Genomic DNA, 11,725 nt, shown 5'->3' on the forward strand with positions numbered 1-11,725 from the left:
CAACATGACTGGTCTGATTCTGGAAAACGTCGAGAAACATTACGGCTCGGCCTGCGCGGTAAAGGATGTAAACCTGCATTTGCCTGAGGGCAAACTGGTGTGTTTTCTCGGCCCTTCGGGCTGCGGCAAAACCACGTTGCTGCGCATGATTGCAGGGCTTGAAACCTTGAGCGGCGGCGAGATTCGCCTGGACGGTGAAGACATCGGCCACACGCCTGCGCATCAACGTAACTTCGGCATGGTGTTTCAATCGCTGGCGCTGTTCCCGCACATGACGGTGGGGGAGAACATCGCCTATCCGCTGAAACTGCGTGGCGTCAGCAAGGCTGCTCAGCAGGCGCGGGTGGTGGAGTTGCTGCAACTGATTCAGTTGCAGGAAATGATCGACCGTCCGGTGTCGAAACTCTCTGGCGGTCAACGTCAGCGCGTGGCGATTGCCCGGGCGATTGCCAATCACCCGAAAATCCTCCTGCTCGACGAACCGCTGTCGGCGCTGGACGCCAAGCTGCGTGAGTCGATGCAGGTGGAAATCCGTCAGCTGCAACAACGCTTGAACATCACCACCATCATGGTGACCCACGACCAGCGTGAAGCCATGACCATGGCGGATATCGTCGTGGTATTGGGTGAGCATCGGGTCCAGCAAGTGGGCACGCCGATTGAAATCTATCGTCACCCGGCCAATGAATTTGTCGCGGACTTTATCGGCTCGGGCAATATTTTCCCTGCCACGGCACTGGGCAATGGGAAGATTGGGCTGCCGGGTGGCGATGCGCTGGAAGTGCCGATCTGCAGCAGCATTGTGGTGGGTGAGAAAGTGAAGATGCTGATTCGCCCTGAGGACCTGCAACTGTCGCATCCACAGGCGACGGCGGGGAATCGGTTGCTCGGTAAGGTGACGTTCGTGCGTGATATTGGCGCGACCATCGAAACGACAGTGGAGTGTTCCGGGGTGTCGTTTACGGCGTTGAGTACGCCGTGTCAGGGGTTTGGGTTGAGCATTGGCAATCCGGTGTCGGTGACGTTGCCGGCTGAGGCGTGCCGAGTACTAAGCGCCTGACATCAGGAATTGGCTGGATTCACTGGCCTCATCGCGGGCAAGCCCGCTCCCACAGGGTTCGTCGGTGTTCACACAATTTGTGACCACCAATAATCCCTGTGGGAGCGGGCTTGCTCGCGATGAGGCCGGCCACACCAGCGCAAAAATCAGATCAAACCGTCAACCGCAACCGCGCCAGATCCCTTAACGGCGGGGCCCCGAACAACCGGCTGTACTCCCGGCTGAATTGCGAAGGGCTTTCATACCCGACCCGATACCCCGCCGCCGAAGCCTCCAAGCCTTCCGCCAGCATCAACCGTCGCGCTTCTTGCAGGCGCAGTTGCTTCTGATACTGCAACGGACTCATCGCCGTCATCGCCTTGAACCGGTGATGCAACGTCGACACACTCAGGTTCACTTCCTTCGCCAGATCATCGATGCGTAGCGGCTGTTCATAGTTGCCGTTGAGCCATTTGATCGCCTGGCTGATGCGATGGCTCTGGCTGTTGGCGATAGCGATTTCGTACAGCCGATGACCCTGCTGGCTGCGCAATAGTCGATACAGGATTTCCCGGCGAATCAGCGGTGCGAGCATGGCGATGTCTTTCGGCGCATCCAGCAAACGTGCCAGACGCAGCACGGCGTCGAGCATCGCGGTGTCGATCCGTTCGACATACAAGCCTCTTCCCGTTGGCCGGGTGGGCACACCGAGAGGGCCGGCGTCGGCAATCAGCGCGGAGATTTCCGCCGGGTCGATATCCAGCCGCACCGCGAGGATCGGTTCTTCAGACGTGACATTCACCACGCGCCCGCTCAGTGGCATCGAAACCGACACCACCAGGTAATTCAGCGGATCGTAATTGAAGTATTCATCGGCCAGCCTGACCTCTTTACGGCCCTGCGCCATGATGCACAGCGCCGGTTGCGCCAGTACCGGGGCAAACTCATGGGACTTGCTATGGCGCGACATGAACAACGAGCCGACGGCAGTCGCATAAGTGCCATCCTCCGCCGTGTTATGGCGAATGATAGCGGCCAGTTCCGCGCGCTGTTTCTCCATGTCGGCGTCCAGCGGGGCTTCAAAGTGATCGAGCGACGACATGCAAGGCATCCTCGGTGGGGCTTCAGTAATGAGGCGAGCTTAAGTTTGTGCAAGACGAAGCGGTAGACACATCCTGCCTCAACCTTGCCTGATTCTGCACGGAGTGAATTAACGGCACCTCTATGACAGGGCAACCCAAGGAAAACTTGCTTGAAAGCCCTGTTTCATTGGCACGAAAGCGTTTACAGGTTGTTACAGGTTTCTCGAGACGCCGCGCAGGATTGTGCAACAAGCCGGCAGGAATCGACTAACCGCGCTTCTACTTGCGCGCTTAACCTTTGATCCTGTCGCAGCCCGTCCCACGGCTGCCACTCGAGTACCTGGGAGGGTTGAACATGTCTACGCAGATCCCCGTCAGTCATATGGCTTTTGTCCGCGCCCGCGTCGGGCGTTCAGCGGAACTCGGCGTGCGCCTGAGCGCCTTGATCGAGCCGTCCCGCAGCGCACCGGGTTGCCTGAATTTTGCCCTGCAACATTCGCAGTGCGATCCGGAGTTGTGGCTGGTGTCCGGTTTCTGGATGAACCAGCAGGCCATGACCGCTTACTTCAGCACCCCGGCCATGCAGATTTTTGCCGGGTTGGTGCAAGACCTGGTGGTCAACAGCCTGGATTTTCATACCTTCAAGGACGTGTCGGCCGCCCAGGCGCTGGGGCAGTCCCAGTCGTGGGTACACAAAATGGCGGGTTGAGGGTTTAATGGCTCAACTCTCAATCAGCCAGGATCCGCGACATGGCACGCAAAGCCTTTGAAACCTTCGAAGCCGTATCTGCCGTAGTACCCCGTGAAGGCGGCTATCACGCCGCAATCGCCACCAAAGCCATCGGTGGTTCGGGTGCACCGCGCTTTCACAAGCTGCTCGAAGAACAGACCTTCAAAACTGCCCATGAGGCCGATGAGGCCGCAGCCAAAGAACTGACCCGTCTCAGGGACGTCAGCGAAGACGGCGACCTGATCTGGTAATTACTTGACCGCCCCCGGGCGATACATCTTGAACAACGCCTCAGGCCCCAGCTGGAAATAATCCGCTGGCCCGCCGCCGCGCAGGATCGGTTCTGCCGCGGCGGTGTCGTACACCCCATCCTTCAACAGCCACTTGGCGATATGCACGGCGACCACTTCGCCGAGAATCAGCCAGCTCGGCACCACGTTCCCGTCGGCCCGCTGCAACTGAATGATCTGCGTGACCTTGCACTCGAAGGACACCGGGCTTTCGGCGACGCGAGGCACCTGAATGATTTTCGACGCTGCCGGGGTTAGCCCGGACAGCTCGAACTCGTTGACCTCAGGTCCGACCATGGCAGAGCACTGGTTCATCTGCTCGGCCAGAGGACGGGTCGCCAGGTTCCAGGCGAACTCGCCGGTTCGCTCGATGTTATTCAGGCTGTCTTTGCGCCCGACACTGGAAAAACCAATGATCGGCGGAATGTAGTTGAACGCGTTGAAGAAACTGTAAGGCGCCAGGTTCAGGCGGCCATCGGCATCCTGAGAGGAAATCCAGCCAATGGGACGCGGGCCGACGATGGCATTGAACGGGTCATGCGGCAGGCCGTGGCCGTTGGCGGGTTCGTAGAAATGGATGTCGTCAGCCATGGCGTAAATTCCTGGGGGGCTCGGGAGGCGGTCATGGTGCAAGGACGAACGGATAATTTCCAGCGATGAGATCCAAATGTGGGAGCGAGCTTGGTCCCACAGGTTCTGTGTCGATCCCGGCATTTGTGTTCTTCCAGAAACGAGTAAGCCCGGCCGAAGCCGGGCTGTGAACATTCCTCCGGTTATCAGCCAATAGCTTCTGCAGTTCCGGTTTTGTCAAAACCATCGGCGGCATAGGTGTCTGAATGAGCACGTTCGACGGAGGCGCTGGCTTCGGAGGAGAAAGAGGCCGAGCCGGTTTTGTCATAACCATCAGCGGCAAAGGTGTTGGCAGCCAATACGGAAAGGGTCAGGGCGAGGATCAATTGGATTTTCATGACAGGTACTCCAGGTTCGTTCGCAGTGAATACGTTCAGGCGCTGATTCAGGGCCTGCAACTGATATACGTGCGTCACGTTGATGTGGATGCGGTCTGCTGCAGAATGCTGCGGGAGCATTAACCGATCGTTATCTGCTGGAGGGGGGCGACTTGAAACCGAAGGGGCCATGACAGCCACCCTCAATGTTGCTGTCAGTCCGTCTCGATCCGCGAATGCTTGCGGGTGTCTTTCATAGTGATGTACACCAGCAACGACACGGCAATACACGCGGTGACATACCAGTAGTAACCGGTTTCCATGCCGATGCTCTTGAACCACAGTGCGATGTATTCAGCGGTGCCGCCGAAGATCGACACGGTCAGCGCGTACGGCAGGCCGACGCCCAGCGCACGGATTTCGGTCGGGAACAGTTCGGCTTTGACCACCGCATTGATCGAGGTGTAGCCGCTGACGATGATCAGCGCCGCCATGATCAAGAAGAACGCGCCCCACCAGGTCTGCACGGTGTGCAGGGTGGTCAGGATCGGCACGGTGAACAGCGTCCCGAGAATACCGAAGGCAATCAGGATTGGCCGACGACCGACTTTATCCGAGAGCCCGCCAATGATCGGTTGCAGGCACATGAACAGGAACAGCGTGGCAGCGGAAATGGTGGTGGAGTCGGAGATGCTCATGCCGACGGTGTTCACCAGGTATTTCTGCATGTACGTGGTGTAGGTGTAGAACGCCAGGGTGCCGCCCATGGTCAGGCCGACCACGGTCATCAGTTCCTTCGGATGACGCATCAAGGTGCGCATCGCGCTTTCCTTGGCCTTCTCTTTCTTGGTGAACGACTCGGTTTCTTCCATGCCACGACGCAAGTACAGCGCGACCACGGCACACAGCGCGCCGATGGCGAACGGGATGCGCCAGCCCCAGGCGTACAGCTCTTCAGTGGTCAGGGTCTGTTGCAGCACGATCAACACCGCCAGGGCGATGAGCTGGCCGGAGATCAGGGTCACGTACTGGAAGCTGGAGTAGAAGCCGCGACGTTCCTTGGTCGCCATCTCGCTGAGGTACGTCGCCGAGGTGCCGTACTCGCCACCGACCGACAGACCTTGCAGCAAACGGGCGAAAATCAGCAGGATCGGTGCGCCGATGCCAATGGTTTCATAACCCGGGCTCAGGGCGATCAGCAGCGAGCCGAAACACATCAGGTACACCGAAGCCATCAGTGCTTTCTTGCGACCGGCCTTGTCGGCGTAGAGGCCCATCAACCAGCCACCGATCGGGCGCATCAGGAAGCCCACGGCGAAGATCGCGGCGGTGTTCAGCAGTTGTGCGGTGGTGTCGCCTTTGGGGAAAAAGGCCTTGGCGAAGTACAGGGAGAAGGCGGCGTAGACGTACCAGTCGTACCACTCGACCATGTTGCCGACAGAGCCGCTGAAGATCGATTTGATGCGACTGGCAGTGGTTCTTTCTTTGGCAGGCGAAGCGGTCGACCCAAGAGGCAGGGTTTGTGAGTTATCCATGACGGATCCTTCATTTAATTGTTTTTGTGGAGCGCGTTGAAACGCAGCCTGCTTGGGCTATAGCAGGAGATGTGCCAACGGAGGGAGGGGCGGTTTAGAGGGGGTGACGATGATTAGTGAGCGAAAATCCGCTCATTCCGGACAGGGTGTGAGCGGAAAGGCGCTTATCCAGCTTATGGATTTGCTTTGCCTGTACCGGCCTCTTCGCGGGCTTGCCCGCGAAGAGGCCCGATCAGACGCTACAAGAACATCTCCCGACTCAACCCATGCCGCTGCATCTTTTCATTGAACGTCCGGCGCGGCAGTTGCAGCTCTTCAAGCACCGCTTTCACATCGCCCTTATGCCGGGTCAACGCCGCGCGCAGACAATGCGCTTCAAACGCTTCCTGCTGCGCCGCCAGCGATTGCCCAGGGTCAATCCCCACCGGTTCCGGCTCACCCAGTCCTAATACTTGCCGCTCAGCAACGTTCGCCAATTCGCGCACATTGCCCGGCCAGTCATGGCTCAGCAGATGGCTCAACTGTGGGCCGCTCAGCGGTGGAAACGTCCGTCCCAAACGCTCGGCGGCATTTTGCGCAAACGACTCGAACAGCAGCGGAATGTCTTCACGCCGCTCGCGCAACGGCGGCAGCCGCAACTCGGCCACGTTCAACCGATAGGCCAGATCCTCGCGAAAGCGTCCGGCCCGGGCTTCGTCCAGCAAGTCGGGTTTGGTCGCGGCGATGATCCGCAAATCCACGCGGATGCTCTGATTGGAACCCAATCGCTCCAGCTTCTGCTCCTGCAACACCCGCAGCAATTTCACTTGCTGGGCCAGCGGCATGCTTTCGATTTCATCGAGAAACAGCGTGCCGCCATCGGCGTATTCGAGCTTGCCGATGCGTTTGCCCGAGGCGCCGGTGAACGCGCCGCTCTCGTGGCCGAACAATTCGGCCTCGAACAACTGCTCGGGAATCGCCGCACAGTTCAATGCCACAAACGGTTTGTCGGCACGCGGACCGAAGTCGTGCAGGCAACGGGCAACCAATTCCTTGCCGCTGCCGGTTTCACCACGAATCAACACATTGACCGGCAGCGTCGCCAGGTCCAGCACTTGCCGACGCAGCGTCTGCAAACCACGGGACACGCCCAGCAGCGTCGCATCGAGTTTGGCGCGGTTGTCCGCCTGCTCGTGCAGGGCACGGTTCTCCAGCACCAGCCGCCGCTTGTCCAGCGCACGACGCAGACTGCCGAGCAGGGTTTCGGGGCTGAAGGGTTTTTCAAGGAAGTCGTAGGCGCCATCGCGCATGGCTTCGACCGCCATCGGCACATCGCCGTGACCGGTCAGCAGAATCACCGGTAAGTCGGCATCGCGCCGCTGAACCTCGGCCAGCAGTTCCAGACCGGTCATGCCCGGCATGCGCACGTCGCTGAGGATCACCCCGGGGAAATGCTTCGGCAGCTGTGCCAGGCACTCATCGGCGCGGCTGAACAACTGCACCTCGAAGCCCGACAGGCTCAGCCATTGTTCAACGGCACTGCGAATGCTGCTCTCGTCGTCGACCACCATTACTGAGTTCAGCATGAGCCAGGGGCCTCCAGGTCGATGGGCAAGGTCACGGTGAACACCGCGCCGTTTGCATTATTGTCGGCGCTCAGGCGTCCGCCCGATTCGTGAACGATGGCAAAGGATACGGCCAGCCCGAGGCCCAGACCATCACCCACCGGTTTGGTGGTGAAGAACGGATCAAACACGTTGGCCAAATGCTCTTCGGCAATGCCGCCACCGTTGTCGGTGACGGTCAGGCGCCAGAGTTGTTCGTCGGCTTCGAGACGGATTTCCAGGCGTTTGCAGGGCTTGTCCTGCATGGCGTCCAGGGCATTGCGCAGCAAATTGATCAGCACCTGTTCCAGACGAATCGCATCGCCACGCACCCAGGCCGGGCGCGTCAGGTGCAGCACCGTGCTGACCTGTTCATCGCGCAACCTTGTGTCGAGCAGCTGCAACGATTGGTCGACCACCGCCGCCAAATCCAGGCGTTCGCGTAAACCGCTGGGGCTTTTGCGGGCGAAGGTTTTCAGGTGACCGGTGAGGGCGGCCATGCGCGTCAGCATGTCATCCACCGGTTTGAGCGCCTTGTAGGCGTCGTCGACCCGGCCGTGATCGAGCAGCAGCCTCAGAGTAGCAAGCTGCATGCGTTGGGCGGTCAGGGGTTGGTTGATTTCATGGGCCAGCGCGGCGGACATCTGGCCGAGGGCGGCGAGTTTGGCCGATTGCACCAGACCGTCCTGAGCGGTGCGCAGGTCGCGGGTGCGTTCTTCCACCAGTTGTTCGAGCTCTTCACGACTGCGCTGGCGCAGCTTGGCCAGACGCCAGCGCTGATTGAGGAACAGCAACAGAAACACCACGGCCAGCCACAACCCGGCAGCGGCAAGCCCGGCGTTGCGGCTGTCTTCGAAAGCGATTTGTGGACGGCGCAGCAGGTGCAACGTCCAGCCTTCAGTGCTCAGCGGCAGCGATTCCCACAGGTAATTGGCCGTCCCGTCAGGTCCCACGACCCGCGTCAGATCACTGTTGTCGTCGAAGCGCCGCACCGATTGATATTCGAGCGGTGTCAGCGGTTGTTTGTCGTATTGGCGGGTGACCTTGAGTTCGGCGTGATCACTGTCACTCAGCGGTTTCAACAGGCGATAGCGCCAGCCCGGCTGATTGGCGATGAAGATAATCCCGCGTGCATCGCTGACCAGCAGCGTGTCGCTGCCCTGACGCCACTCGCGCTCCAGTTCCGGAAATTCGAGTTTCACCACCATGGCGCCGAGGAACTGGCCGTCGTCGCCGGTGACCGCGCTGGACAGGAAGTAACCGGGAATGCCGCTGGTCACGCCCACCGCGTAAAAGCGCCCGGTGCCCTGGGTGCGGGTCTGGCTGAAGTAGGGGCGAAAGCCATAGTTGTGGCCGACATAACTGCTGGGCAGACGCCAATTGCTGGCGGCCACTGCCAGGCCGGTGTGGTCGAGCAGTTCCAGGGTCGAGGATTGCGCCGCGCCGTTGATCTTTTCCAGTTTGCGATTCAGTGCGTCCTGCTGTTCAGCGGATACCGAACCATGGAGCGCAGCGCGTAACTCCGGGTCCAGCGCGAGCACGGCGGGCAGGGCGCGGTAGCGATCGATCAGGGTGTGCAAAGAGTTGGCGTATAACGCCAGTTGCTGATTGGCGCGGGCGGCGTCTTCGACTAGCGCCTGGCGTTCGGCGTGACGCACGGCAAAACCCGCAGCCAGAGTGGCGCCTGCGAGAATCAGCAAAGTGTAGAGCGTCAACCTGGCTGTGCGGGAAATCAAAGGCATGCGGTCGGCATCGGATCAGCCATCGGATCGGCAAGATAGCATGCCTGTGTAGAGTCTCTGTAATAGTCCTGCGCACGCTTCAGGCTGACGGTGAAGGTCGCTTACTTGGCCAGTCTTGTCGCTGTCTATACCTTGCAATATTTTCCTGCGCTCTTAGTATTTTCGCCTGGAATATCTTCATGTCTGCTTTTATGGTCTTGAGCTCTGTCAGCTCTTCACTGCCAGTCACCCCGCCGGTTGAATACAACGATTGGGTTCCTAGCGCGATAAAGTTTTCCATTGCGAGGTCGAAGTCTACCGCGGCATCGGTGCCCAGTTTCGTGTAAGCGTCTTCCAGTCCATTGACCTTCATAGGGCTCAAGCTGTCTACCAGATCATTTGATTCTTCAGAGAGTTTTCCCAACTGGATCAATTCTTTTGCGCCCTGCTTTACGAGACGCCCCATTGCGAACGTTGCTATCTCCTTGAAAGGTGTTTTTTGGCCTTTCGATGTAAACGGGTTGTATTCATTGAGCAGGCCTTTAGCGTATTCGACAGAAAGAATCGAGGCATTATTCTTCTTGATTGTTTCCCAGGAAAGAGCAGCAGCCTTAGGTGTAATCGAAGGCTCAAGATTCGTTGCTTCGCCTATTTTCTCCATGGCTTTACTGGCCGCTTTTTTTGCGCCGAAAGCGCCGGCGGTCACGCCCGCGACAGTACCCACTACGGGTAAGGTAACCGTTCCCGCCAGTCCACCTGCGAAGCCTCCGGCCACTCCAGCACCGTAGGCAACAACACCGGTTACAACAGCGAATGCGTTAGTTTTAGCGATCATACGGTTTATGTCCTTTTCCTCAAAAGCATGCTCCAGCAATGTATTTTGTTTATCTACGGCCTTCGTTGCTGAGGACAGGTTTTCGATGAACGCTTTTATTTCTGAGCGTCGTTCGGCTTCTGTCTTGCTGAACCCTGCATTATCGATGTACCGCATAGGGTTGTTCCCCACAAACCCATACAGATTCAGCCCATCCACATCACCCGCCGGATCAGCACTGACCCAACGCTGCAACCACGGTGCGTAATAGCGCGCGCCGTAGTAATACAGCCCGCTGTCATCCATTTCCTTGCCCGAATAGCGAATGGTTTTGTAGTCGACGTCCACCTCGCTTCCCCGTGCGTACCAGGCCGTGGCGCCGAACGGGTAATAACCTTCCTGGCTGATCACCTGCGCATCTTGATCGAGTTCAATCGCGCAGGAACCCAAATGATCGTCGAGGCTGTAGCGCAATTGATCAGCGGCGACTTTGCCGGGTTTGCCGATCTTCCAGTGCAGGCAACGCACGCTGCCGTGCCCGCCGTGCAAGGTGATCACGTGCAATTCTTCGCCGCTGGCGCGGATGCGGATTTCCAGCCCCGGCAGATAGATCACCTCCTGGAAATGGCTGAGCGAGGGCGTGTGGGTTTCATGCCGTTTGTACACGCGTACGCCCTGGCTGTAGCGGTAGAACTCTTCGTCATCGGGGCCATCGTCGCGTTTGACCAGCGTCACCGATTCCAGCTGGTCCAGTCTGTTCCACGTCAAGGCTTTGCCCGGTTGCAAGTCCTGGAGATTACCTTGGAGGTCGAACAGCCTGGAAAAAACCGGTGCAGGGTCGCCCTCTTTCCAGCGCACGCCGCGATTGCTGACAGGGTCGATACACATCTCACGGGTATGTGAGGCGCCCGCCCGAACATGACGCAACTTGATCAGATTACCGCCAGGGTCGTACTTGTAGTGTTGCGTGTAGTTGAGCCGATTATTGGGGTCGCCGGGTGAGGGCCGTCCCGGAATGTCCGACGGTGGGGCATCGTCATAACCGGTGGCGCTGATCAGCCGGTACAGCGAGTCATAGGTGAATTCGCGGTGGCCGTCGATGAGCTGGTTGGCGAAGTAAGTCGGTTTGAACGCGTGGTCTTCGATGCGGGTGATGTTGCCAACGCGGTCGTAGAAGTACTCGAGGTTTTGCAGCGCCGGCTCGGCGTTTTTTTGTGCGCGTTGCGTGGACAGGCGCCCATCGACCGGGTCGTAGGTCCAGGTGCTCAGCACGTCGTTGCCAGCGCATTGTTCGATGATCTGGCCGGCGGCGTTGTACTGCGCGTCTTTCAGAACCGATTCCCAACTCAAGCCATCTTTAATCCGCAGCTGAACCTGCTGGAGCTGCCCGGCAACGTCGTAGCACAACTGTTGCTGGTGATCACCGGCATCGGTCTGGCTCAACAGCGTACCGAGCGGGCCATAACTTCGGCTGCTGCGGTAGGGCTTGCTCTCGGCTAGGGTTCGGGTTTCGCGCAGTGGCTGTCCCAGCAGGCTGTAGCTGTCGAGACTCAGGGTGCCGGAGCGGTCGACCTGCGCGGTCAATTGGCCGCGCCGGTTGAAAGCAGGATCGGCGGAGGAATCGGCATAGGTAAAGGTTTCGACGTTGGGCTCGCCGCTTTCCTCAATGGCGAGCGGGCGCAACAGAAGGTCGTAGGTGGTGCGCCAATGACTGCCACGTGGATCCCAGAGCTGCAGCTCTTCACCGGCCAGCCCTGGCAGGCTCAAACGCCAGCCGGCATCGACGCTGGTTATTTTAAGTGCCATGCCGTCAAGGCGATGGATGGTGTGCTGATTGGCCGGTAAGGGCGCTTCGGCCAACCGTGGATCGCGTTGTTCGACCAGATGGCCGGCGGCGTTGTGCGATTGACGGGAAATCAGTGACTGCACGGGGCCATCGAGTATGTTGCGCAAGTAGGCGACATGGCGCACCGGCAACCCGCGA

The 11,725-nt window shown here is 59.1% G+C and carries 10 protein-coding genes; 3 read left to right on the forward strand and 7 right to left on the reverse strand.

From position 1 onward, the window contains the following. Positions 1 to 4: 4 nt before the first annotated feature. The gene (locus ACIQU2_RS18115; RefSeq protein ID WP_403143043.1) at positions 5 to 1,060 is read left to right on the forward strand and encodes an ABC transporter ATP-binding protein; all 1,056 of its coding nucleotides are present in this window, start codon (positions 5 to 7) and stop codon (positions 1,058 to 1,060) included. A 151-nt stretch (positions 1,061 to 1,211) separates the two neighbouring features. Here the strand turns inward: ACIQU2_RS18115 and ACIQU2_RS18120 are convergent, their stop codons facing one another. Next, complete coding sequence (locus ACIQU2_RS18120; RefSeq protein ID WP_403143046.1) at positions 1,212 to 2,141, reverse strand: AraC family transcriptional regulator N-terminal domain-containing protein; 930 nt, start codon at positions 2,139 to 2,141, stop codon at positions 1,212 to 1,214. 335 nt (positions 2,142 to 2,476) lie between these two features. Between ACIQU2_RS18120 and ACIQU2_RS18125 the strand changes: the two genes are divergently transcribed. Together ACIQU2_RS18125 and ACIQU2_RS18130 are read left to right on the forward strand one after the other, a co-directional pair. Next, positions 2,477 to 2,830, forward strand: coding sequence for an antibiotic biosynthesis monooxygenase family protein (locus tag ACIQU2_RS18125; protein ID WP_403143048.1), 354 nt, complete (start codon positions 2,477 to 2,479; stop codon positions 2,828 to 2,830). Positions 2,831 to 2,871: 41 nt separating this feature from the next. After that, positions 2,872 to 3,102, forward strand: a complete 231-nt coding sequence (locus ACIQU2_RS18130; RefSeq protein WP_008156042.1) for a hypothetical protein — start codon at positions 2,872 to 2,874, stop codon at positions 3,100 to 3,102. Here the strand turns inward: ACIQU2_RS18130 and ACIQU2_RS18135 are convergent, their stop codons facing one another. From ACIQU2_RS18135 to ACIQU2_RS18160, 6 genes are all read right to left on the reverse strand, one after another. Next, positions 3,103 to 3,732: a flavin reductase family protein gene (locus ACIQU2_RS18135; RefSeq protein WP_403143051.1), complete on the reverse strand. Its 630-nt coding sequence runs from the start codon at positions 3,730 to 3,732 to the stop codon at positions 3,103 to 3,105. A 185-nt stretch (positions 3,733 to 3,917) separates the two neighbouring features. After that, positions 3,918 to 4,109, reverse strand: coding sequence for a hypothetical protein (locus ACIQU2_RS18140; RefSeq protein ID WP_348132285.1), 192 nt, complete (start codon positions 4,107 to 4,109; stop codon positions 3,918 to 3,920). Positions 4,110 to 4,303: 194 nt separating this feature from the next. Beyond that, positions 4,304 to 5,623 (reverse strand): MFS transporter, encoded by a 1,320-nt coding sequence (locus tag ACIQU2_RS18145; RefSeq protein WP_403143054.1) that lies wholly within the window; start codon positions 5,621 to 5,623, stop codon positions 4,304 to 4,306. A 239-nt stretch (positions 5,624 to 5,862) separates the two neighbouring features. After that, positions 5,863 to 7,188 carry a sigma-54-dependent transcriptional regulator gene (locus ACIQU2_RS18150; protein WP_403143057.1) on the reverse strand — a complete coding sequence of 442 codons (1,326 nt, stop codon included), beginning with the start codon at positions 7,186 to 7,188 and terminating at the stop codon, positions 5,863 to 5,865. Further along, on the reverse strand, positions 7,182 to 8,948 hold the full coding sequence (locus ACIQU2_RS18155; protein WP_403143060.1) for an ATP-binding protein: 1,767 nt from the start codon (positions 8,946 to 8,948) through the stop codon (positions 7,182 to 7,184). The genes ACIQU2_RS18150 and ACIQU2_RS18155 overlap by 7 nt, the downstream gene beginning before the upstream one ends. 79 nt (positions 8,949 to 9,027) lie before the next feature. Then, positions 9,028 to 11,601: an RHS repeat domain-containing protein gene (locus ACIQU2_RS18160; protein WP_403143062.1), complete on the reverse strand. Its 2,574-nt coding sequence runs from the start codon at positions 11,599 to 11,601 to the stop codon at positions 9,028 to 9,030. Between the last annotated feature and the right edge of the window lie 124 nt (positions 11,602 to 11,725).

The sequence above is a fragment of the Pseudomonas sp. NPDC098740 genome (assembly GCF_044760065.1).
In the GTDB taxonomy this organism is placed as follows: Bacteria; Pseudomonadota; Gammaproteobacteria; order Pseudomonadales; family Pseudomonadaceae; genus Aquipseudomonas; species Aquipseudomonas rossensis.